Raw genomic sequence first — 22,893 nt, forward strand, 5'->3', positions numbered from 1 at the left:
TTTATGATTAATACTGTATTTTCCAATATGATGGGAATAAAATATCCAATTATCCAGGGAGGAATGGCCCGTATTGCAGATAGTTCTTTAGCAGCTGCAGTATCTAATGCAGGAGGAGTTGGGATAATTACAGGGAATGCACCTCTTGAGTGGGTAAGAAATGAGATACGCAAGGCTAAGGAACTTACGGATAAACCTTTTGGTGTGAACATAATGTTACTTTCAGAAACCGCTGAGGCTGTGGCTAAAATGGCATGTGAAGAAGAGATAAAATTTGTTACTACAGGGGCAGGTAATCCAGGAAAATACATAGACATGTGGAAAAGGTACAATATAAAGGTTATACCTGTGGTTGCATCTGTGGCATTAGCCAAAAGAATGGAAAGAGCGGGAGTAGATGCTGTTATTGCAGAGGGATGTGAATCAGGAGGACATATAGGAGAACTCACAACCATGGCATTAGTTCCTCAGGTAGTAGATGCTGTAAGTATTCCTATAATTGCAGCAGGAGGTATAGGTGACGGGAGAGGAGCAGCAGCAGCTTTTATGCTTGGAGCAGAGGGTATACAACTTGGAACCAGATTTTTAGTTGCAAGAGAGTGTACAGTTCCAAAAAGCTATAAAGATAAGGTATTAAGATCGAAGGATATAGATACTCAAGTTACAGGAAGAGCTACAGGTCATCCTGTACGTGTTTTGAGAAATAAACTTACTAGAAAATTTCAATTGCTGGAAAAGCAAGGGGCATCTCTTGAACAATATGAAGAATTGGGAAAAGGAGCTCTTGCAAAGGCTGTAGTAGATGGGGATGTAGAAAATGGTTCTGTTATGGCAGGACAGATAGTAGGACTTGTAAATAAAGAGCAAAGTTGTAGTGAAATAATAGAAGAAATATTTAAGGAATGCAAAAATAGTATTGAGAAGATAAACAATATGTTTGAAAAATAGTATTTGGAGGTAAACATGGGCAAAATAGCATTTTTATTTCCGGGCCAGGGAGCACAGTATCTAGGTATGGGAGAAGATCTCTTTGAAAATATAAACGTATGTAAAGAGATATTTCAACAGGCAGATAATGAATTAGGAGTTTCCATAAGTAATATATGTTTTAAAGGACCGGAAGAAGATTTGAATAGGACTGAAAATACACAACCGGCAATTTTAACAACTAGCATAGCAGCGTTGAAAGCTTTAGAAAGTTTTGATATTAAGGCTGATATCACTGCAGGGTTAAGTCTCGGAGAATATTCGTCACTTGTATATAGCGGTGTTATGAAATTTGAGGAAGCTGTAGTTTTAGTAAAAAAAAGGGGAAAATATATGCAAGAAGCAGTCCCAGAAGGTAAAGGCACTATGGCTGCAATTATGGGATTAAATTATTTGGATGTGGAAAAAATATGTAATGACTGCAGTTACTTGGGAACAGTAGAACTTTCAAATATTAATTGTCCAGGTCAAGTTGTAATCGGTGGAGAAGTAGAAGCAGTGAAAGCTGCTTGTAGTGCAGCTAAAGATAAGGGTGCACGCAAGGTAGTAGAGCTTATTGTTAGTGGCCCTTTTCATACATCTATGCTAAAATCTGCTTCGGAAAAGCTAGAAGAAGAATTAAAGAATATATCTATAAATCAGTTTTCTATGCCAGTTGTAACAAATGTCACCGGAGAAATAATTGAAAAGGTTGATTATATAAGGCCTTATCTCAAGAGACAGGTTATGAGTACAGTACTTTTTGAAAAAAGTATAAATACTATGATAGAATTTGGAGTAGATACTTTTATAGAGATAGGCCCTGGAAGAGTATTAAGTGGATTTGTAAAGAAAGTAAATAGAAAGGTACGTGCTTTAAATGTTCAGGATATAAAAAGCCTAAATAGTACTGTGGAAAAATTAAGAAATAGATAGGAGAAATGCAATGGATAATTTAAATAAAAAAGTGGCTTTAATTACAGGAGGAGCCAGGGGAATTGGAAAGGCTATTTCACTTAAATTGGCAGAACAGGGATTTTATATAGTAGTAAACTATAGAAGCAGCTCGAATCTTATAGATGAATTAATAAATGAGGTTGAGAAAAGAGGAAGTAAAGCTATTGCTGTTTGTGGAGATGTAAGTATATTTGAAGATGCAAAAAATATCATAAAAGAGGCAGTTAGTGCTTTTGGAAGGATAGATGTATTGGTAAATAATGCAGGCATAACTAAAGATGGATTAATACTTAGAATGAAAGAAGAAGATTTTGATCAGGTTATAAATGTAAATTTAAAAGGAACATTTAATTGCATAAGACATGTAAGTCCAATAATGGTGAAACAGCGAAGTGGAAAAATAATAAATGTATCTTCAGTAGTAGGTATAGCAGGCAATGCAGGTCAGGTAAATTACTCTGCGGCAAAGGCAGGAATAATAGGAGTTACAAAATCCACGGCCAGAGAATTGGCATCAAGGGGGATAAATGTAAATGCTGTGGCACCAGGATTTATAAAGACAGATATGACAGATACCTTATCAGAAAAAGTGAAGGAAAACACATTGAATGGCATACCATTAAAAAGATTTGGAACGGCTGATGATGTAGCAAATGTAATAGCTTTTTTAGCTTCTCCTAGTGCGGATTATTTAACAGGACAAATAATAAATATAGATGGTGGAATGGTAATGTAAATTTTTGAAGGTTAGGTGAAATATATGAAAAAGAGAGTTGTAATTACAGGACTTGGGGCAGTTACCCCTCTAGGAAATGATGTGGATACTTTTTGGAATAATGTAAAAAATGGTGTTTGTGGCATAGATTTTATTAAGTCATTTGATACAGAAAATTTTAAATCAAAGTTAGCAGCAGAGGTGAAAGATTTTATTCCTGAAAAATTTCTTGATAAAAGAGAAGTTAGAAGGCTGGATAAATTCTCACAATTTGCCATGGTGTCAGCAGAGGAAGCCTTAAAGGATTCAGGACTTGATCTTGATACCTTAGATAAATATAGATTTGGGGTTTTAGTAGGTTCTGGAATTGGGGGAATAGGTACCATAGAGAAAGAACATGTTACCCTTATGGAAAAAGGACCTGGAAGGGTACGTCCTATATTTATACCTATGATTATAGGAAATATGGCAGCAGGAAATATTGCCATAAAGTTCGGGGCTAAAGGAGTATGTACTACTGTTGTTACAGCCTGTGCTACGGGTACAAATGCAATTGGTGAAGCTTATAAAATGATTGAGGGCGGGAGAGCAGATGTAATGATTGCAGGAGGTACAGAGGCATCTGTAACACCTCTTTCCATAGCAGGATTTATATCTCTTACAGCACTTAGCAGAAGTGATGATCCAAAAAGAGCATCTATTCCTTTTGATAAGGAAAGAGGTGGATTTGTTATGGGGGAAGGATCAGGTATTGTAATACTTGAATCGTTAGAACATGCAAAGAAAAGAAATGCTAATATATATGCTGAGGTAGTAGGATATGGCTCAACTTGTGATGCTTATCACATAACAGCATTAGATCCTGAAGGAGAAGGGCCTGCAAGAGCTATGGAAATTGCAATAGAAGAGGCAGGAATTGATAAAGAGGAAATTTCTTATATAAATGCTCACGGCACAGGTACTCTCCCTAATGATAAGGCTGAAACAAAAGCTATAAAATTAGTATTTGGTGATAAGGCAAAAGATATACCTATAAGCTCAACTAAATCTATGACAGGACATCTTTTAGGAGCTGCAGGAGCCATAGAGGCTATAGTATGTGTTAAATCCATTAAAGATAATTATATTCCGCCTACTATAGGCTATAGAGAGGCAGATGAGGAATGCGATCTTGATTATGTTCCAAATGAGGGAAGAAATGCAGAGGTTAAATATGCCATGTCTAATTCCTTCGGATTTGGAGGTCATAATGCAGTAATCTTATTGAAAAAGTGGAGTGATTAATATGGATGTTAAAGCAATTGAAGGTATTATAAGAACTATGGATAATTCACAATTGGGATATTTAGAAATAAATTGGCAGGGAATATCTATAATAATGAAGAAACAAGGGGAAGAAGGCAATATAAAAAATATAAATATTATGGGAGAAAATAAAGAAAAATTAAATTCTATTTCACAAAATTGTGAAGATAAAATAATAAGAACAAAAGAAGAGAAAATTAATGAATCAGAAATCACAGAAAGTGAGATAGCTACTGAAAAGGACGATTCTATAAAAGAAATAACAGCACCTATAGTAGGTACTTTTTATAGTTCACCTAGTCCTGATAAACCTCCTTTTGTAAATGTAGGTTCTAAAGTTAAAAAAGGAGATGTGCTTTGCATAATAGAAGCTATGAAACTTATGAATGAAATCCAAAGTGAAGTAGAAGGGGAAGTAGTAGAAATCCTGGCTAAAAATGAACAGATGGTAGAGTATGGACAGCTTATTTTCAAAATAAAAGTTAGTAATTAGAAAGAAGGGAAGAGCGCATATGGAAGAACAATTTAAAGTGGATTTTGGAGTGCAGGATATAAAAAATATTATTCCTCATAGATATCCTTTTTTATTAATAGATAGGGTAAGTTATATAGAACCTGGGAAAAAGGTTGTAGCTTATAAAAATGTTACTTCAAATGAATATTTTTTTCAAGGACATTTTCCTGAAATGCCTGTAATGCCAGGGGTACTTATAATAGAAGCACTAGCTCAAGCAGGAGCTGTGGCCATTTTGAGCCAGGAAGAATTTAAAGGCAAAATAGCTTTTTTTGGAGCCATAAATAAAGCAAAATTTAGAAGAAATGTGGTACCCGGAGATACTTTGAAATTAGAAGTAGAAATAATAAAAATTAAGGGTTCTGCAGGAATAGGCAAGGGAACTGCTTATGTAGGAGAAAAAAAAGCTGCTGAAGGAGAATTGATGTTTATGATAGGAGACAAAAATTAGATTGTCAGGAGTTGAGTTTTAAAAGTGTTTAGTAAAATTTTGATTGCCAACAGGGGAGAAATAGCAGTTAGAATAATTAGGACCTGTAGAGAAATGGGTATAGAGACTGTGGCAGTATATTCAGAAGCGGATAGGGACGCCCTTCATACACAAATGGCAGATGAAGCTATTTGTATTGGCCCTGCTGCGCCTGGGGAAAGTTATTTAAATGTACAAAATATAATAAGTGCTACGGTATTATCTGGTGCAGAGGCTATTCATCCTGGGTTTGGTTTTTTATCGGAAAATAGTAAATTTGCTAGGATATGTGAAGAGTGTAATATTACTTTTATAGGGCCTGGTGCAGAGTGCATTGAGAATATGGGTAATAAATCTAATGCCAGAAGTATAATGAGTAAAGCAGGGGTTTCAATAATACCAGGCTCCAAAAAAGCTATAAATTCAGACGAGGAACTTTTAGAAGTGGCAAGAAATATAGGATATCCTGTTATGATAAAGGCTTCTGCTGGAGGGGGTGGAAGAGGTATAAGAATTGTACGCAGTGAAGATGATCTCATAAGAAGTTATGAAAATGCCAAAGCTGAGGCAAAGATAGCTTTTGGAGATGATACTATATATTTGGAAAAATTCATAGAATCCCCAAAACATATCGAGATTCAGATACTTGGAGATAATTTTGGCAATATAGTCTATTTAGGGGAAAGAGATTGTTCCATGCAAAGGAGAAATCAAAAACTTTTAGAAGAGGCTCCAGGAAAAGTCATAATGGATGAACTTAGAATATCTATGGGAGAAATGGCTGTAAGAGCTGCTAAAGCTGTAAATTATAATAATGCTGGAACTATAGAATTTCTTTTAGATAAAGACGGGAATTATTATTTTATGGAGATGAATACCCGTATACAAGTAGAACATCCTGTAACTGAAATGATAACAGGAATAGATCTTATAAAAGAACAGATAAAAATTGCCTTTGGAGAAAAATTAAGTTTTTCACAAGAGAATATAAAAATAAATGGACATTCCATAGAATGCAGAATAAATGCAGAAAATGTGGAAAGAGGGTTTATGCCTTCTCCGGGGAAAATAACTGAATTATATGTTCCTGGAGGACCTAATGTTAGAGTAGATAGTGCAGTGTATTCAGGATATAATATACCACCCTATTATGATTCTATGATAGCAAAACTTATTGTATATGGTAAGGATAGAGAAGAAGCTATATGCAGGATGAGAAGAGCTTTAGGAGAATTTATCATAGAGGGGGTAAATACAAATATAGATTTTCAGTTTGAATTAATAAGCAGTGATGAGTTTATAAAAGGAACCTATGATACAGCATTTATAGAAAAAAATTTTAAGTACTGATAAAATTTGAAGTTTAGTGATAGATAGTAAATAGAGTTTATTTTTGCAATGTTTTACTATATAATAAATTAAATGGTAATTTAGTTAACTGGTGATTTTATAAAAGAGGTGATAGCGAACTTGTTAAATAAATTCTTTAAAAAAACTAAGTACATTACAGTCAGCCAGCGAGCTTTAGGGGATATTCATGATGATTTTACGAAGAAGCCAAGTATACCAAATGGTATGTGGGTAAAATGTGATGGTTGTGGTAAGGTATTATATAAAAATGATATGGAGAAAAATAATAAAGTATGTTATCATTGTGGATATCATTTTAGGATGAATGCACTGGAACGATTAGAACTTATATTGGATAAAGAAAGTTTTTATGAATTTGATAAAGATATGACTGCTGCCAATCCCATAGAATTTAAAGGGTATGAAGATAAAATTAAAAATATGCAAAATAAGACCGATATAAAAGAAGCTGTAATAACAGGTAAAGGTACCATAGGACGAGAAGAAGCCGTAGTATGTATTATGGATAGTAATTTTATGATGGGAAGTATGGGTTCTGTGGTGGGAGAGAAAATCACAAGGGCAGTGGAAAAATCTATAGAGTTGAAATTACCATTGATCATTTTTACAACTTCAGGAGGAGCAAGAATGCAGGAGGGGATTTTTTCACTAATGCAAATGGCAAAAGTAAGTGGTGCAATTAGTAGATTGAATGAAGAGGGACTCCTGTATTTATCGGTACTTACAGATCCTACAACAGGTGGAGTAACAGCCAGCTTTGCTATGCTTGGAGATATAATTTTAGCAGAACCAGGTGCCCTTATAGGATTCGCAGGAAAAAGAGTGATAGAACAAACTATAAAGCAAAAACTTCCTGAAGGATTTCAAAAAGCAGAATTTCTACTACAACATGGATTTATTGATAATATAGTTTCCAGAGAAAATTTGAAAGAAACTTTAAAAAAAATATTAGTTATTCATGGTAGAGGTAACTAATATTAAAAAATTGTTTATAATAAATTACTATTTTATTATAAATTTGTTGGATGAAAGGAAGTTGTTGTATGGAAAGGTTAGGAAAGGTGCAAAAAGCTCTTAATAAAAAATTTGAAAGTAAAAGTGTATGGAATAGGGTGACTTTAGCAAGAATGGTTGATAGACCTACTTCTTTAGATTACATATACAAGATATTTGACTCTTTTATGGAATTCCATGGAGATAGATATTTTGGAGATGATCCTTCTGTAGTAGGTGGAATTGCATTATTAGAGGGAAAACCTGTGACTGTAATAGGCCAACAAAAAGGCAATAATACTAATGAAAATATAAAAAGAAATTTTGGAATGCCGGAACCAGATGGATATAGAAAGAGTTTAAGACTTATGAAACAAGCGGATAAGTTTCATAGACCAATTATATGTTTTGTAGATACTCCTGGGGCTTTTTGCGGTGTGGAGGCAGAAGAAAGAGGACAGGGAGAGGCCATAGCTGGAAATTTAATGAATATGTTTAAATTAAGAGTGCCTATAATATCTATAGTAATCGGAGAGGGTGGAAGTGGAGGAGCACTTGCCTTTGCCGTTGCAGATTCAGTTTGGATGCTTGAAAATTCTATATATTCTATTTTATCTCCTGAAGGGTTTGCAGGCATACTTTGGAAGGACGCATCTAGAGCTAAAGAGGCTGCAGAGGTTATGAAGATTACAGCTCAAGACTTAAAAAACTATGGGATAATAGACCAAGTATTAAAAGAACCTTCAGGAGGAGCACAAAAAGATGTAGATACTATGGCTAAAACTATAAAAGAAGAACTTATAAAAAAATTAGGTATACTTAAGAAATTTGATATAGATGAGTTACTTAAGCTTAGATATAATAAATTTAGAGGTATGGGTGAATTCATAGAATAGTGAAAAGTTTAATAATAAAAATAACTACAAAGAATAGATTAAATATTTTTCAGTGTAGTTATTTTTATTTATGTGAATTTCTATGGATTATACGGCAGCAGGGGGAGTAAAAGTTCTACTTGCCAGTTCCTGATCATACAAGTAAAGTGCTGCAGGATTGTCACCTATCCTTTTTAATGTTTGGATAGCATTGTTAAAAGTATCTTCTTCTTCAACTTGTTCATCTATAAACCATTGAAGAAAACCTAATGAAGCATAATCTTTATCTTCTCTAGCTATTTCCATTAAATTATTAAATCTTTGTGTAACTTTTTGTTCATGAGCTAAAGCGGCTTCGAAAGCTTCAAGAGGTGATGCGTAATTATTTTCAGGATCTGGAAAACCTTTAATAATAACTCTTCCGCCTACTTGATTTAAGTAATTAAAGAGTTTTGTAGCATGAAAGTTTTCTTCTTCTATTTGGACTTTAAAAAAGTTTGTAAAGCCGTTTAGACCTTGTGATGCAAAATATGCCTGCATAGCCAAATAGATATTAGCAGAGTAGTACTCAAAATTTATTTGATCGTTTATAAAATTTACTAATCTTTCGCTTATCATAATAGCACTGTTATTAAAACTGTTTTTTATAATTGTTTTAAAATAACAGTTTACACCTCCTTATAAATTTTAATTATTAAATAAAAGTATATATTCATAATAGCATATTTTAACTAAAGTTTAAATAGTTTGTTAAATTTTAGATTCACCTATGGTAATAATTTCTCCAGATCCAGCATGCCAGAACCCTGATAGTACTTTGGTATATCTAGAGAATTACAGCATACCTTTAAAAGAGAAATAAGATCCTTAAAAGTAAGTGATGGATTATTTTGGTACATAAGAGAACACACACCACTTATATAACCGGCAGCACAGGAAGTTCCGCTGTAGCATGTATAAGGCTTTTCTAATATTTTAGGGTATAATTTCATGCCATTTCTTTCAGAAATATAACTGGTATTTGTATTTATAGAGCATATGTTTACACAAGCAGCGGCTAGGTCAGGCTTCTCTGTTTTGTTAATGGGTCCGCAAGAAGAGTATTTATAAGGTTTTGGGACTTTATAGGTTGTATCCATGCCTGCCACAGTTATACAATTTCTTAAGGTGGCTATACCCCTTATACTACCCTCTGAATTACCTCGATGTCCTGTGGGAACTACAACAGCTATATTTAATTTTACAGCTTCTTCAAAAAGTTTTTCAAATAGGGATAGTATGAAGTAATCAGCCATTTCTAGTTCCAAAGGCAGGCAAATTACTTTTATATTTTCGTTAATACTTTCTTGTATTAATAATTGAAGTGAAAATAAGATATCAGATATATAACCTTTCCCAAGAGAATTAAAAGCTTTTACAGAATAAATACTGCTGCCCTCTGCAATACCTCTATACATACCCTTAGATTGGATACCATTTCCACATATGATTCCACTTATAAAAGTGCCGTGACCATTATCGTCATAAGGATATTTGTAATTGCCTATTAAATCTATAAATTTTTTTATTTTATTTTTGGGACTTAAAAGATCTGCATGGGGATAAGTGCCTGAATCTACTAGTCCTATACATACATCTTTTCCTGTGAGTTTATATCTTCCTTGAAATGTTATGCCGTTTGAAGCAAGAACTCCCTTTTCGCCGCAAAGCAAAGCAAAATAATCATTTGTTATAAAACTTACTTGAGGAAATTCAATTATTCTATTTATAGAACGAGGGGTCAAGATGGCACATATACAGTTTATCATTGAAATGGAATGTATTATATTACCACTGTATGTTTTTATTTTTTTTTCTATGGCCTCTGGTAAGGAAGTACATTTTATTATCACCCTGTAATTTTTATACAGTCCTTTATCTAAGGATATTTTCAGGTTAGTTTCTAATTTATTTTTGATAGAAAACATATTCTTCCCCTTAAAATTAATTACAATAATATTATAATATTACTTAATAATATATGTGATATGAAGTGCAATAATTAATATATAATTAAAAAATATACATCTATCCCTTCCATTTCAATATAACAATGCCTATTATCATTACTGCAATGCCTATTATTTTATTCAAAGAAAAATTAATCTTTGGAGAATCGAATAAACCGAAAAAGTCAATTACAGCTGCAGCTATAAGCTGTGCTGTTAGGATTATAGCAATACAGTGGGTTACCCCTAAAAGTTTAATTCCCTGCATTACAGTAAAAATTATAATCACTCCTAAAGCTCCTCCTAAAAAGTACAATTTTCTGCAGCAGCTTAAATTTGATAAATTTTTATCTTTAATCATAAAAACTATTATAAGAGTTATTATAAAACCAATGCCTTGTACTATTGCGTTTGTTAACCACAATCCTATTTTTTCACTAAGTCTTGTATTGAACACACCTTGTAAGCTCATACTGACTCCTGATACTATTGCATATAATATGCCAAGCATAAATACATCACCTTCCTGAAGATTAGTTTAACCATAAAGATGATATATTATTAAGCTATAATATGAAAGTTTAATTAGTTGAAAGACTATTCTCTGTATTAAATAACATACAGAGAATAGTCTTTCAACATTTAAATTTTTCTTTATAGATAAAATGGTTATAGCAGTAAGCAGTTTCTATTTCCTTCATAGACAATCCTATTTTTTTCCCTAAACTTATAAAATCTTCAAATAAAGTAATATAATGGTCTTTTGAGGAACAGACTATAAAATCATTTATATCAATATATATGTTTAAAAATTGTGATGTAATAATATCTTCATTAACTTTTATGTTTACTTTAATATCTGTAAACCCTTTTTCAAGTCCTAAAGTCAATATGAAGTATAAGCAATCTACATAACTCTTTAAAATTAAATCCTTATTGGTAGGTGCATTGTCAGTCCAAAATTTGAAACATTGAGTTTCATTAGCCAGCTCAGCTATTTTTACTTGAAGTGCAAGAGTTTTTTTTGAAAGTAAATCCTTTTTTTCTATAAAAATATTTTTTTTAGTTCTTTCATCTAAGTTTTCTTGTAATTCAAATAATTTTACAAGATCCATAAACAGACCGCCTTTCCATATTGATATAATTATTGTAAAAAAAAATTTTTTCACCTAATAATATTTTAGCTAAAATTGATATATATTAAAACAATGTGCAACCGGTTACACTAAAAATTTATTTTAAATTTTAAAAATAAATTGATTTATAACGATTACTGTAGATTATAGTGAAAATATAGGACTGTTTTTATATGGTAAAATATATATTATATGTATATAGAGGTAAGGCTTCTATAGTTTGATATAAAATCATAGAAGCCTCGTTAAATGAAGGTATGTTATTTTAAGTTAGATATTTTAAGAAAATTATTTTTTTGTAATAGCTGTTTTTACATTTATCCCATTTATTCTCCCCAATTTTCCAGTCATAGAACTTATTTCATCAGAAGTTCCATCTACTATTATTGATATAACAGAAATATTTCTTTCTCTATAGGGAATACCTAGTCTTCCCACTATAATATCTGAAAAAGAATGAAGTATACTATTTACAATTGGAGAATTATCAAGATCTTCTACAACTATCCCAACCACAGCAATTCTTTTTTCCAAAGGTTTTCCCCCTTCAATTAATATTTTAAAATTCAGCAGAACCTGGTGTTCTAGGAAATGGAATTACATCTCTTATGTTAGACATACCTGTTATATACATAAGTATTCTTTCAAAACCCAATCCAAAACCAGAGTGTTTGGTTTCACCATATTTTCTAAGTTCCAGGTACCACCAGTAATCTTCTTTATTAAGTCCAAATTCTGATATCCTTTTTTCAAGGACCGATAATCTTTCTTCTCTTTGACTTCCTCCCACTATTTCTCCTACTCCTGGTACTAAAAGGTCTGCAGCGGCTACTGTCTTTCCATCTCCATTTTCTCTCATGTAGAAGGCTTTTATAGCTTTTGGATAGTCTGTAACAAATATAGGCTTTTTAAACACTTTTTCTGTTAAATATCTTTCGTGTTCTGTCTGAAGATCAATACCCCATTCTACTGGATATTGAAAAGATGCACCACTTTTCTGTAAAATGTCTACAGCTTCGGTGTAAGTTATTCTTCCAAATTCTGAATTAGATACGTTATTTAGTCTGTCAAATAGAGATTTATCAATGAATGAGTTAAAAAAGGCCATTTCTTCAGGAGCTTTTTCAAGTACATAATTTATTATATATTTTACCAGTTCTTCCGCAGTATCCATATAATCTTTCAGTTCAGCAAAAGCCATTTCAGGTTCTATCATCCAAAATTCAGCTGCATGCCTTGACGTATTTGAATCTTCTGCTCTAAAAGTAGGACCAAATGTATATACATTTCTAAAAGCAAGAGCCATAGTTTCAGCAGACAACTGACCACTTACGGTTAAATTTGTTTCTTTACCAAAGAAATCTTTAGAAAAGTCTATGGAGTTATCTTCTTTTTTAGGAACGTTATTTAAATCCATTGTAGTTATTCTGAACATTTCGCCGGCTCCCTCGCAGTCACTGCCTGTGATTATAGGAGTATTTACATATACAAAATCTTTTTCCTGAAAGAATTTATGTACTGCATAAGCTGCAATGGAACGAACTCTAAATACAGCAGAGAAAGTATTACTTCTTGGTCTTAAATGAGCTATAGTTCTTAAGTACTCGAGGGTATGCCTCTTCTTTTGAAGAGGATATTCTGAAGATGAATTTCCTTCTAAAGATATCTTTTTGGCTTTAATTTCAAAAGATTGTTTTGCATTAGGAGTTAAAATTAGGGTACCCTTCACACACAATGACGAACTAATAGGTAACTTTATTATTTCCTTAAAATTTTCAATTTTGTCCTCTAAGACTACTTGAACATTTTTAAAAAATGATCCATCATTTAATTCTATGAAAGCAAAGGATTTAGAATCTCTTATGGTTCTTATCCAGCCTGAGATTTCAATATCTTTATTTATAAATTTTTCAGTTTCTCTGTAAAGAGATTTTACTAATGTTTTTTTCATGTTGTTTTCCTCCGTAAATTTATTATGTTATTAATAAAAGTCTTTCATCCCTAAAGGGACGAAAGACTTAATTCGCGGTACCACCCAATTTGTCATAAATATGACCAGCTTTTAGGATAAGATAAATACTTTATCCTTCAATTTTAAGGTATTGAATACCTCTAAGCCTAATTCCATAGTGGTTTCGGTTAGAAACTTCGAGATGTTCTTCAATATAGACTTACATTGGACTTTCACCATAACCAATTCGCTTTAGAAAGTTCCTATATTTACTCTTCTCATCATAGTCTTTAGTTTATAAATAAAAATTTATCATAATTTAAAGCTTTATTTTAAAATTATAATATTTATGAAATTTATTGTCAATGATTATGAAAAAATATGTTGATATCAGTTATATTTTTGTTCATGTTCTAAAAGCCATTTTTTTCGCCATAGTCCACCGCCATATCCGGTTAAATTCCCATCCTTACCTATAACCCTATGACAGGGGATAATTATACTTATTTTATTATGGTGGTTTGCACCTCCTACAGCTCTAACGGCATTTTTATTATTTATTGAATTAGCTATATCATAATAGGAACAGGTGTGGCCATAGGGGATTTTTAAAAGTTCCTTCCATACTTTTTCTCTAAAGGGGGTACCTGAAATATGCAGTTCAATTGAAAAATTTTTTCTGGTGCCTTTAAAATATTCATCCAGCTGGGTTATACAATTTTTTATATGTATACTGTAGTTATTAGTTATAATTTCTGGTTCATAGTTTAAAAACACTATAGAAGTTATTCCTATGTCATCACTGTCTATTTTCATGGTTCCGATAGGGGAAGAATAGCAGCAGGTGTGTGGAGTTTCCATAATTAATCACTTCTTTCTATCTATTATAAAAATTTTTATTTTCAATTTCTTACTTCAAATTCGTCTATAAAAGTGTAGTGATTGGCTTTAGTAACAGAGAATAGCCTTACATATCTAGCATTTATAGGAGTATCAAGTGTGAGGTATAAAGGGTATTTAGAACCATATCTATCGGAAAAAGGGATAGATGGAATTCGTATAGAGCCTACTGGAGTAAAATTTATGCCATCTTGTGATATGGAAATAGAGGCCCTATCAGGTAGTTCAGACCATGGAATGGGATCTCTAAGGTAACTTACCATAAATTGCTGAACAGGTATTACTTTTCCCAAGTCTATAGTTATATCTAAGGGATCGTTGTACCATCCTATAAAATTTTTATCTTTCACTGAATTTATAGAAGAATATTTACCATCTGTAATTTTAGTAAGTTTGGGGTCATTATAATTTTCATGGGGCATTGGGGATAGAGTATAGGTACAATTTTTAGAAACTATATTAGGCAGTTTCTTGATGGAATCCACATTAACTGTTACCAGATCAGATGGTTTTGATAGATTGCCTGAAAAGTCTAAGGCTCTTACTTTATAGGTATAGGATTTTACATTTTCTTTCAGTGTAGGTATATCTACAATAGTATTAGAAAATACTTTAGGATCACCGCCATATTTTCTTTGAACCATAATTCTTGAAATTAAAATATTATCTCTGTAAACTTCATATCCACAGATATTATCGGTTTTTTTTGGAGCCTGCCAGGTTATCTTAAATTTATTTTTTTCTATGGCAGCCACATTTAGATTTTGGGGCATACTTAGTTTTTCATTAGGAAGTTTTCCGTTTTTTACATAGTAGGAGTATGCTTCATTAAACCCACTGGATATATTGTTTGGACTGTAGTAATGGCTGTATGAAAAACAGATTATATTATCTACAGTAGGCTGTTCTAATTTGAGCTGCTTTAAAAATCTATCTAATGGTACAGTAGAATTATTAACATAGTCAAAGGTTTCGGTATTAGCCCAAAATAACATTCCAGGTTTTTTAGATACCGCTTTTCTAAGAGCTGTATACCAGGAATTAACTTCGTCCAGTTTTAGTCTGCCACTTCCTATAGAATCTTGGGGGCAAAATATATCTCCACTTTTGAAATTAGTTTTTGAAAATAAATATTCCCAGTTCGAAGCATATTCTTTTGCAGTACCTACAGAAGAATTCATAAATGGTGATAGTAAGATTGGCAGGCGTTTATGGTTTTTATCAAGGTAATCCAAATGGATATTAAGGGCGCCAGCCAGGGTATCAAAGTCACTAAGTTTATTGAACTTAGCATTGTCCACTTCATAAGGAAAATACCAGCCATAAAATGCATTGGGGTATTTAGAGTGATAATTTTCATATAGTTCACTGGCTATAAGATTGGCTCTTTCCATTTGAGAATTTAGCCATAAGGAATCATTTCCTGATATCTGCCACCATTGACTATTGAAATTTGTATCTATGAAGACTTTAATATTTAATTTTTCAGCATTTTTTAGACATAATTCTACAGGGTCTATATTGCCATATAGTTTTTGAAAACTTTTATTCTTACTTTTATAACAGGTCTTAGTAATATCTCCCTCTGTTTGAGAAACATTTGTTATTACAAGGTAGTTCATTTTATTTTCTTTAAGATAGAGCAATTCTTTTTCCCATTTATCTGAATTCCAGTTTTGTGTTAAATCCAATTGTATAAAAGAACCGTCTACTATAGGATAATTTTTATTATTTTTTAAAGGGCTATTAAAATACATTAATGTAAAAAGTAAAACTACTAATATTAAAATTATTGATATGAGTTTTTTATTCCACATATATTATGAGCGTTCCTTTCTCAATTTTTAAGTAATTTAATTAACTTTTTTCTATTCTTACTTTACTTCCCCCCATTCCAGATTCAGCAGTAGTTACTATAAGTTTTACAGGCATCCTTTCTTTTATAATTTCAAGATGACTTATGACTCCTATGGACAATTTGTCATTATGTATTTTTTCCAGTGAGTCCATCACTATTTCCAGTAAATTGTCATCCAGAGTTCCAAAGCCTTCGTCCAGGAAAAACAATTCCAAAGGTGACCTGCCTTTTAATTGTATTTGAGATGACAGTGCCAGTGCCAGTGCTAAAGATGCGACGAAAGTCTCACCCCCTGATAATGTAGAGGCATCTCTTTCCTTCCCTCCATTTTTATAGTCCCTAATGAAAAATCTTCCGTCTTCATCCACTTCCAGTCCATAATTGCCGCAGGTAATCTCCCTCAATTGTTTATCGGCTTCTAAGGATATATATTTCAATTGATTTGCTGCTATAAACTCTACAAACTTTTTACCTTTAAATAATTTTTCTAGATCACTTAGGAGAGCTAATTTATGTTCTATTTTTTTCTTTTCATTTAATAAATCCTTTAGTTCCAGTAATTTTGTATTCATAGAAGTTACTTCTTTATTTAATGTTATTTTATCCTCATATAATTTATTTAGTTCATAACTTTTTTTGTTTTTATCATTTTGTGTTTTATCCCACTGCTCTTTTGTTAGAGTTCTTCCCTTCATATTTTTATAAATGTTTTCTACAGCACCTTTTATTCTTGAAATAGAATTCCTATATTCTTGTATCTCTTTATTTAATTTTTCTATTTCTGATCTATTCATAAAAAACTTTTCAGCTTCATAAATATCTTCAAACCCTTGTTCATACAGTATACTTTTAAGATTTTTTTCTTCTTTTATATTTCTTTCATTTAAATTAACTAGATTACTTTGAGCTAATATTATCTTATTATTAATTTCATCATATTCTTTTACTATTTCCCTGGCGGTTTTTTCAGTTTTTATATATTCACTTTCAATTTTTTCTATAAGATTACATACTTCTCTATTGAAATGATTAAGATCTGTTATTTCACCTACTTTATTTTTTATGCTATATTCTTTTTCAACTATGCTTTTATCCATTTCTCGAATTCTTGTTTGTTTTTCACTTAGTTTTTCTTTGAGTTCTGTAATATAACATCTAATTTCATCTCTTTCACTTTGCTTTACTTCTATGGTTTTTCTTATTTTCTTTACTTCACTTTCCAGGTTGGATATACGTCTTTGTGTTTCTATTATTTCATTTGCTTTGCTTTTCAAATCTTCTACAGATAAATCAGCTTTTAATAAAGATAATTGGTTCTTTATTAATTTTATTTGTTCTTCTTCTAATTTTAAATCCTGCTGTAATTTTATGAGTTGGGTACTGTTTTCAATTTCTATTGTAAGTTCCTTATTATAGTCAATATCCAGAGAATTCTTGTTGTCTTTTAACGTTTTTATTTCTTCTTCTATAAGATTTTTTTCCCTTTTAAATTCATATATTTGCTGCTTTAACTTATAAAATTTATCTTGAAGAATTTTTATAGGTGTTGACTTGAAATCTTCCCCCAATTCCTCAATTTTCCTTTTGTTTTCCTCTATATTTTTTCTTTTTAATGCTATGTTAGTTTGAATTTCTATTGCTTCTTTAGTTGACTTCTCTATTTTGTTCTTTTTTTCAAGGTAATGTGATTTTAATTTTTCAAGATTATCCCTATCAATTTTACCGATTTCTTTTTTTGGATGATATACAGAACCACATACGGGACATGGATCACCTTCTTGCAGAGTATGTATCAGCATAATTGCCATATTGTCTTTTTCGAATTGGTGAATTTTTTTCTCTAATTCTTCTATAGAATTTCTCATGTTAGATTCAAAGGTAGTTATATTTATTAGGTCTTTTTCCAAATTCTCAACCATGCCTTTATTTTTATCTAACAAATCCATATACTCATAATATTTATCCCATTTTGTTTTGAAATGGGACAAACGCTGGTGAAAATCTAATAGTGTATTTTCATCTCCAGGGCAGGTTTTAACTAGTATATTTAATCGTGTATTACAGTGATATAAGGTCTTTTCTATTTCATTTATATGTTTTAACAATATTTCTTTTCTATAGACTGCTGTTTTTATATTTTCTTCACAATTTTTTATACTTTTAATTGATTTGTCCCTTTGCAGCATTCTATTTTCATAATTAGCTAAAATAATCATGCCTTCATTTATTTTTTTTCTATATTCTTCAGATATTTTTAAAGTCTCTATCAATTTTTCTTTAGTTTTCATTTCATTTAACAAATTAGAGGTATGATTTTCATTTATCATTATCTGGCTATTTTTATTACTGAACTTTTCCTTTAAAGATCCAATATCGTTCTCAAGAAGGGTTTTTTCCTGCCTTAGCTTTTCAAGTAGTTTTTGTTCTTCAATAGCATCTTTAATTTTTTGTTCTTTTACTTTTAATTCAGGTAGTTTTTTATCTTTTTTATCTCTAGCCTCATTTAGTAACATTTCTATCTCATTTTTATTCTTTTTTATACTGTTTATTTTAGTATTTAAATTTGATAAGTTATCTTTAGTAATTTTTATTTGTGCAGATGTATTTTTGAAATTATCTGCATAAGGTTTCACCTTTAAAGTACCTTCTGCCAATTTGATTTTTTTCTCATAATTCTTTATTTCATTTTCTCTTTTTGTTAACATTTCTAGTTCATAAGATTTTTGCTCTAATTCCAATTGAAGTTTCCATAAATCCCTTTCATTATTATATTTCTTTTCTAAATCATCATATTCCTTTTTAGTTTTGTTATAATTATCCTCTAGATCTTTCATTTGTATTACTTTAGCTTCCAGAATTTCTTCATTGATGCCTTCATAACCTTTAAGTTGTCCCTCAAGTTCATGAAACTTCATTTTTTCCTCTTTATTTTTTAAATTCAATTTAAATGAAAGGTTATCTCCATATTTTTGTAGGCCAAATAACCTTTCAAGCATATTTCTTCTATCTTTTCCTTCTAGTCTTAAAAATTCACTGAATTTACCTTGGGGAAGTACTACAGTTCTTGTGAAATCCTCCAGTTTCAGCCCCAGTATTTCCTGACATTTTTCAGTTACATTTTTGGACCCTTCCTCCAGAATTTTTTCTATATTATCTTCAATACTTATTATTCTGGCTGTTCTACTTCTTACACTGCCACTTTTTTGGTCTCTTCTAAATTCCCTTTCTACTCTATAAGTTTTCACCTTTTTTTCAGATATCTGAAATTGATAACTTACATATAAGTTGTTGCAATTCACATTTATAAAATTTGAACTTTTTCTAGCTACTTCCCCATATAGAGACAAGGTAATGCCATCAAGCACAGTAGATTTTCCACTGCCGGTAGGTCCAAATATGCCGAATATACCTCTTTCTGTCAATTTTTCAAAATCAATTTCTTGACTGTTCTCAAAGCTATTTAATCCTTTTATTTTCAGACTGATAGGTTTCATCCTCTTTTTCCTCCTTCATAATAGACAATAATAAATCTATTACCTCTGATTGAGGCTCTACTTTTCTTTCTTTAAAGTAGAATTCTCTAAAAATTTCTTCAAAGGATTTATGGGAAAAATCATGTATATCTATATTTCTAGAAGAACTATCTTCTATTTTTGGTACAATTTCAATTATGTCCCTTTTTGTAGTTTTCATAAGCTTTATTTCATCTTCCCTTATAAACCTATCTGTAACTACCTCTAAATAGACCCAACAGTTTCTATCCTTGTTCTTAGTACATCTTTCTATGGCATCTTCAATGCTGCTGCATTTCCAGACTTCTATGGGTTTATACACCTTGAGTTCAATTTCCTGGACATTACACTCCTTCCCAGCCTCTACATCTACAATAAAACACTTTTTCTTAAAATTGATTTCTTTTTTATTATATTGAATAGGTGAACCGGAATATCTGGCCTTTCCATTAGTTCCTGGTACTATTTGAGGTTTATGGATATGACCCAGGGCTATATACTGTGCATTTTCAGGAAAACAATCTTTATTTACAATAAAACTTCCACCAAGCTGTACATTTCTCTCAGAGCCGGCTTGGTCACTTCCTAGAGTGAACAAGTGAGAAACGAGAATATTTATAGTGTCTTCTCTATAATTTTTACTTAAGTTATAAAATAATTTTTTAATTCTGTCATTGTATGATTTTATTTGTTCTTTTTCTTCTTCCATACTATTGTATAAAACTTCATTCAATCTCTTTTCACTGGGATAAGGTACTGCTATAATTATGGCCTTTTCTTTATTTAGCTCAATTTCAATAAAACCCTGGCCGGAATTTATTACTTTGTTATTTCCGTAATCACCCCGGGGTACTATGGATTTTGGAGTTCCCATCATTATGATACCATGATCTCTAGCGAGAGGTCCTGCCGCCACTAATCTGTCAGGATTATCATGATTTCCTGCGATAATCAGGGTCAACCTTTCTCCTTTTGAGGATAACTTTTTTAATGTGTGGTAAAATATTTTTTCAGCCCTTGCAGGTGGATTTGCATTATCATAAATATCTCCTGCGATAATTACCAAATCTACATGATTCTTCTGGACTATATTTATAAAATCTTCAAGAAATGCCTCCTGTTCCTCCATACGACTGTGGCCTTCCAAACTTTTTCCAAGGTGCCAGTCGGAAGTATGTAAAATTCTCATTAGATTCTCCCTTCAAATTCAATAATAAGATTATAATATACGCCACTAATAATTGAGATACTAGTGGCGTTCGTGTAAGTTTTATGTAATTTATGAAAATTTTAATAGTATCATTTATTTCCACAGCAGTGTTTATATTTTTTGCCGCTTCCACAGGGACAAGGATCATTTCTACCTACTCTATTTTTATTTACTATTGTTTTAGAATTAAGCCATTTTTTACGGATTTCTTTTCTTTTTTCACTGGAGAATATAGAATTCCATTGAGAAAGCTTATATAAATAATCTGCTTTTGAATCTAGCATATTATAGTACAATTTTTCAAAATTAATACTTATATTGATCTTAGAGCTTTCTTCCAAATCATCTAGTTCAAGAGGAACATCTAAGCTAGTATTCACACCATCTAGAAAACCCATAAAATATATTGTTGAGGTTTCAAATTTTTCTGCTAGTTCTTCTATGGTTCCCTCCAATAAATTTCCATGCTCACATAATATTTTTGTATAAATATTTTTTTCAATTGTGCCATATTGTTTCCAAAATGCATTTTCTCCGTTAGTTTTTACGAAGTCTACAACCATATCTGTCCAATCTTTATACAAACTCATAGTTTTATTCTGCTACTGTACTTTTGTAGCAGTACCTCCTTTCAAAAATTTTTATTTTAAGGTTTCAATTTTAAAATGTATTTAGCTTCCTTATCACAATAAGTGCATTTGTGGTTCTCAGTACTTATTAAATAGGGAAAAGTTTCATTGTCTAATATAAAATCATCAAAAGATATATCTATATGTTCAATGCAGCAGTATTTATTTTTTTCTGGCATTTTCAATATCGTCCTTTCCAATAGGTTTCGATAAGTCAAAATTATTACTCCAAATATCTGAATCTTTATTATTTATGGAAATTTTAACTTTGTTTATAGTCGAAATTTGTGTAAGGGAAAAAACTATACTTTTTAAACAAGTTTCTTCTTTAATTGAGGTCATTTCAATGTTGGCTTCTTCGCTTAAATTTAAATAAGCAATATTATCTTTTATTGACATGCTTATGATTCTAGTATTTTTAGGAAGTATGGGAGTCAGGTTACTTTTAACAGAGGGACCTTTTATCAATTCATTTATTATGGTTTCTGCAAATAATTCATCTTTTTTTATTATGCGGCTTTCTTTAGATATTTCAACTGTATTTGGATCTTTAGAAGAATTAAAATAAATATTTAAATCCAAAAGGTTATCTGTCTCTTTTGAAAGAGCTATAATTTTTTCTTTTTCATTATTGTTTATACTTAAATTGTCCTTTTTGTCACAAGCAGATAATATTAAAATAGAAAATGTAATTATAAAGCATAGAAATATAATAAAAAATTTTTTCATATGTCTCACCTTTTTCTATTTAAATTTTATATAATTACTGGGTTTATCACGTCTTGCCATAGATATAGTTACATCCATATTTAATTTTACACCAGCTTCAATTAAAGTATTTATTACGGTCTGGTATGCTAGTTCAGGATAATTATTTGTTTTACTTAGATGTCCCAAAATAATTTTTTTAAATTTGTTATTTATAATATTTAATATAGCTTTTCCACAGTCATCATTAGATAGATGTCCTATTTTGCTTAGAATTCGTCTTTTTAGATCATAGGGATATGGTCCGAATTTTAACATCTCAACATCATGATTGCTTTCTAGAAGTATTACATCGGAGTCTTTTAAAATATATTCAATTTCATCTGAAATAAATCCCAAATCTGTTGCTACACAGGCCCTTTTATTTTTACAATCGATAGCATAGCCGTAAGGATCTACAGCATCATGAGATGTACTAAAGCTTGTTATGTCCATATCTTTTATACTTATGTGATTATTATAAATTACTTTTATATTATGTTCTTTTATTTTCCCAATATGTTTTGACATACATTTCCAGGTAAGAGCATTTGCATAAATAGGTATATTATATTTTCTAGATAAAACTCCTACTCCTTTGATGTGATCAGTGTGTTCGTGTGTAACAAGTATAGCATCTATCTCCTTTGGATTGAAGCCGATTTTTAAAAGGGCAGTTTCTATATTTTTACCTGAAAGACCTGCATCTACTAGAATTTTGGTGTTATCTGATGCTAAAAAGGTGCTGTTTCCACTGCTTCCACTGTATAAAGGACAAAAAATCATAGCAATATCTC

23 protein-coding genes and 1 other annotated feature are annotated in these 22,893 nt (G+C 31.2%); of the genes, 9 read left to right on the forward strand and 14 right to left on the reverse strand.

All coding sequences use genetic code 11. From position 1 onward, the window contains the following. The first annotated feature begins 3 nt into the window (after positions 1-3). From fabK to BS101_RS01180, 9 genes are all read left to right on the forward strand, one after another. Entirely contained in the window at positions 4-948 is a 945-nt protein-coding gene (gene fabK, locus BS101_RS01140) for an enoyl-[acyl-carrier-protein] reductase FabK (RefSeq protein ID WP_073537170.1), read from the forward strand. A 15-nt stretch (positions 949-963) separates the two neighbouring features. Continuing rightward, positions 964-1,902 carry an ACP S-malonyltransferase gene (gene fabD, locus BS101_RS01145; RefSeq protein WP_073537171.1) on the forward strand — a complete coding sequence of 313 codons (939 nt, stop codon included), beginning with the start codon at positions 964-966 and terminating at the stop codon, positions 1,900-1,902. A 10-nt stretch (positions 1,903-1,912) separates the two neighbouring features. Further along, positions 1,913-2,659, forward strand: coding sequence for a 3-oxoacyl-[acyl-carrier-protein] reductase (gene fabG, locus BS101_RS01150; protein WP_073537172.1), 747 nt, complete (start codon positions 1,913-1,915; stop codon positions 2,657-2,659). Between the two features lie 24 nt (positions 2,660-2,683). Further along, positions 2,684-3,922 carry a beta-ketoacyl-ACP synthase II gene (gene fabF, locus BS101_RS01155; protein ID WP_073537173.1) on the forward strand — a complete coding sequence of 413 codons (1,239 nt, stop codon included), beginning with the start codon at positions 2,684-2,686 and terminating at the stop codon, positions 3,920-3,922. A 1-nt stretch (position 3,923) separates the two neighbouring features. Further along, positions 3,924-4,436, forward strand: a complete 513-nt coding sequence (accB, locus tag BS101_RS01160; RefSeq protein ID WP_073537174.1) for an acetyl-CoA carboxylase biotin carboxyl carrier protein — start codon at positions 3,924-3,926, stop codon at positions 4,434-4,436. Between the two features lie 19 nt (positions 4,437-4,455). Then, entirely contained in the window at positions 4,456-4,908 is a 453-nt protein-coding gene (gene fabZ, locus BS101_RS01165; RefSeq protein WP_073537175.1) for a 3-hydroxyacyl-ACP dehydratase FabZ, read from the forward strand. A 24-nt stretch (positions 4,909-4,932) separates the two neighbouring features. Next, on the forward strand, positions 4,933-6,276 hold the full coding sequence (locus BS101_RS01170; RefSeq protein WP_073537176.1) for an acetyl-CoA carboxylase biotin carboxylase subunit: 1,344 nt from the start codon (positions 4,933-4,935) through the stop codon (positions 6,274-6,276). 120 nt (positions 6,277-6,396) lie between these two features. Then, positions 6,397-7,272 (forward strand): acetyl-CoA carboxylase, carboxyltransferase subunit beta, encoded by an 876-nt coding sequence (gene accD, locus BS101_RS01175; protein ID WP_073537177.1) that lies wholly within the window; start codon positions 6,397-6,399, stop codon positions 7,270-7,272. Positions 7,273-7,340: 68 nt separating this feature from the next. After that, the gene (locus BS101_RS01180; protein WP_073537178.1) at positions 7,341-8,186 is read left to right on the forward strand and encodes an acetyl-CoA carboxylase carboxyltransferase subunit alpha; all 846 of its coding nucleotides are present in this window, start codon (positions 7,341-7,343) and stop codon (positions 8,184-8,186) included. Positions 8,187-8,273: 87 nt separating this feature from the next. Here the strand turns inward: BS101_RS01180 and BS101_RS01185 are convergent, their stop codons facing one another. The 14 genes from BS101_RS01185 to BS101_RS01250 form a co-directional block, all read right to left on the reverse strand. After that, complete coding sequence (locus tag BS101_RS01185; protein WP_073537179.1) at positions 8,274-8,783, reverse strand: ferritin; 510 nt, start codon at positions 8,781-8,783, stop codon at positions 8,274-8,276. Positions 8,784-8,932: 149 nt separating this feature from the next. After that, positions 8,933-10,132 carry a S8 family serine peptidase gene (locus BS101_RS01190; protein WP_073537180.1) on the reverse strand — a complete coding sequence of 400 codons (1,200 nt, stop codon included), beginning with the start codon at positions 10,130-10,132 and terminating at the stop codon, positions 8,933-8,935. Between the two features lie 100 nt (positions 10,133-10,232). Then, positions 10,233-10,664, reverse strand: a complete 432-nt coding sequence (locus tag BS101_RS01195; protein WP_073537181.1) for a DMT family transporter — start codon at positions 10,662-10,664, stop codon at positions 10,233-10,235. Positions 10,665-10,788: 124 nt separating this feature from the next. Next, positions 10,789-11,268, reverse strand: a complete 480-nt coding sequence (locus tag BS101_RS01200; RefSeq protein ID WP_073537182.1) for a dUTP diphosphatase — start codon at positions 11,266-11,268, stop codon at positions 10,789-10,791. Positions 11,269-11,577: 309 nt separating this feature from the next. Then, on the reverse strand, positions 11,578-11,823 hold the full coding sequence (locus tag BS101_RS01205) for a TM1266 family iron-only hydrogenase system putative regulator (RefSeq protein WP_073537183.1): 246 nt from the start codon (positions 11,821-11,823) through the stop codon (positions 11,578-11,580). Between the two features lie 25 nt (positions 11,824-11,848). Beyond that, positions 11,849-13,240 carry an asparagine--tRNA ligase gene (asnS, locus tag BS101_RS01210; RefSeq protein WP_073537184.1) on the reverse strand — a complete coding sequence of 464 codons (1,392 nt, stop codon included), beginning with the start codon at positions 13,238-13,240 and terminating at the stop codon, positions 11,849-11,851. 51 nt (positions 13,241-13,291) lie between these two features. Beyond that, positions 13,292-13,534, reverse strand: a binding site (T-box leader). A gap of 96 nt (positions 13,535-13,630) precedes the next feature. Beyond that, positions 13,631-14,101 (reverse strand): methylated-DNA--[protein]-cysteine S-methyltransferase, encoded by a 471-nt coding sequence (locus tag BS101_RS01215; protein WP_073537185.1) that lies wholly within the window; start codon positions 14,099-14,101, stop codon positions 13,631-13,633. Positions 14,102-14,142: 41 nt separating this feature from the next. After that, positions 14,143-15,957: a DUF4434 domain-containing protein gene (locus BS101_RS01220; protein WP_073537186.1), complete on the reverse strand. Its 1,815-nt coding sequence runs from the start codon at positions 15,955-15,957 to the stop codon at positions 14,143-14,145. A gap of 40 nt (positions 15,958-15,997) precedes the next feature. Beyond that, positions 15,998-19,492: an SbcC/MukB-like Walker B domain-containing protein gene (locus tag BS101_RS01225; RefSeq protein WP_073537187.1), complete on the reverse strand. Its 3,495-nt coding sequence runs from the start codon at positions 19,490-19,492 to the stop codon at positions 15,998-16,000. Further along, positions 19,455-20,699 carry an exonuclease SbcCD subunit D gene (locus BS101_RS01230; RefSeq protein ID WP_073537188.1) on the reverse strand — a complete coding sequence of 415 codons (1,245 nt, stop codon included), beginning with the start codon at positions 20,697-20,699 and terminating at the stop codon, positions 19,455-19,457. Before BS101_RS01230 ends, BS101_RS01225 begins: the two co-directional genes overlap by 38 nt. Positions 20,700-20,809: 110 nt before the next feature. Beyond that, on the reverse strand, positions 20,810-21,310 hold the full coding sequence (locus BS101_RS01235; protein ID WP_073537189.1) for an SEC-C metal-binding domain-containing protein: 501 nt from the start codon (positions 21,308-21,310) through the stop codon (positions 20,810-20,812). A gap of 56 nt (positions 21,311-21,366) precedes the next feature. After that, positions 21,367-21,528: a CxxH/CxxC protein gene (locus BS101_RS01240; protein ID WP_083585622.1), complete on the reverse strand. Its 162-nt coding sequence runs from the start codon at positions 21,526-21,528 to the stop codon at positions 21,367-21,369. Beyond that, entirely contained in the window at positions 21,512-22,078 is a 567-nt protein-coding gene (locus BS101_RS01245; protein ID WP_073537191.1) for a GerMN domain-containing protein, read from the reverse strand. The genes BS101_RS01240 and BS101_RS01245 overlap by 17 nt, the downstream gene beginning before the upstream one ends. Positions 22,079-22,093: 15 nt before the next feature. Continuing rightward, a complete protein-coding gene (locus BS101_RS01250; RefSeq protein WP_073537192.1) occupies positions 22,094-22,882 on the reverse strand; it encodes an MBL fold metallo-hydrolase in 789 nt (262 codons plus the stop codon). Positions 22,883-22,893 lie beyond the last annotated feature (11 nt).

This window comes from Clostridium kluyveri (assembly GCF_001902295.1).
In the GTDB taxonomy this organism is placed as follows: domain Bacteria; phylum Bacillota; class Clostridia; order Clostridiales; family Clostridiaceae; genus Clostridium_B; species Clostridium_B kluyveri_B.

Coding starts and splice junctions, on each gene's coding strand:
- fabZ (WP_073537175.1), top strand. CDS start 4,456: ATGGAAGAACAATTTAAAGTGGATTTTGGAGTGCAGGATATAAAAAAT.
- BS101_RS01195 (WP_073537181.1), bottom strand. CDS start 10,664: ATGCTTGGCATATTATATGCAATAGTATCAGGAGTCAGTATGAGCTTA.
- accB (WP_073537174.1), top strand. CDS start 3,924: ATGGATGTTAAAGCAATTGAAGGTATTATAAGAACTATGGATAATTCA.
- BS101_RS01250 (WP_073537192.1), bottom strand. CDS start 22,882: ATGATTTTTTGTCCTTTATACAGTGGAAGCAGTGGAAACAGCACCTTT.
- fabF (WP_073537173.1), top strand. CDS start 2,684: ATGAAAAAGAGAGTTGTAATTACAGGACTTGGGGCAGTTACCCCTCTA.
- BS101_RS01230 (WP_073537188.1), bottom strand. CDS start 20,699: ATGAGAATTTTACATACTTCCGACTGGCACCTTGGAAAAAGTTTGGAA.
- fabK (WP_073537170.1), top strand. CDS start 4: ATGATTAATACTGTATTTTCCAATATGATGGGAATAAAATATCCAATT.
- BS101_RS01200 (WP_073537182.1), bottom strand. CDS start 11,268: ATGGATCTTGTAAAATTATTTGAATTACAAGAAAACTTAGATGAAAGA.
- BS101_RS01235 (WP_073537189.1), bottom strand. CDS start 21,310: ATGAGTTTGTATAAAGATTGGACAGATATGGTTGTAGACTTCGTAAAA.
- fabG (WP_073537172.1), top strand. CDS start 1,913: ATGGATAATTTAAATAAAAAAGTGGCTTTAATTACAGGAGGAGCCAGG.
- BS101_RS01190 (WP_073537180.1), bottom strand. CDS start 10,132: ATGTTTTCTATCAAAAATAAATTAGAAACTAACCTGAAAATATCCTTA.
- BS101_RS01180 (WP_073537178.1), top strand. CDS start 7,341: ATGGAAAGGTTAGGAAAGGTGCAAAAAGCTCTTAATAAAAAATTTGAA.
- fabD (WP_073537171.1), top strand. CDS start 964: ATGGGCAAAATAGCATTTTTATTTCCGGGCCAGGGAGCACAGTATCTA.
- BS101_RS01240 (WP_083585622.1), bottom strand. CDS start 21,528: ATGCCAGAAAAAAATAAATACTGCTGCATTGAACATATAGATATATCT.
- BS101_RS01215 (WP_073537185.1), bottom strand. CDS start 14,101: ATGGAAACTCCACACACCTGCTGCTATTCTTCCCCTATCGGAACCATG.
- BS101_RS01225 (WP_073537187.1), bottom strand. CDS start 19,492: ATGAAACCTATCAGTCTGAAAATAAAAGGATTAAATAGCTTTGAGAAC.
- BS101_RS01245 (WP_073537191.1), bottom strand. CDS start 22,078: ATGAAAAAATTTTTTATTATATTTCTATGCTTTATAATTACATTTTCT.
- asnS (WP_073537184.1), bottom strand. CDS start 13,240: ATGAAAAAAACATTAGTAAAATCTCTTTACAGAGAAACTGAAAAATTT.
- BS101_RS01185 (WP_073537179.1), bottom strand. CDS start 8,783: ATGATAAGCGAAAGATTAGTAAATTTTATAAACGATCAAATAAATTTT.
- BS101_RS01220 (WP_073537186.1), bottom strand. CDS start 15,957: ATGTGGAATAAAAAACTCATATCAATAATTTTAATATTAGTAGTTTTA.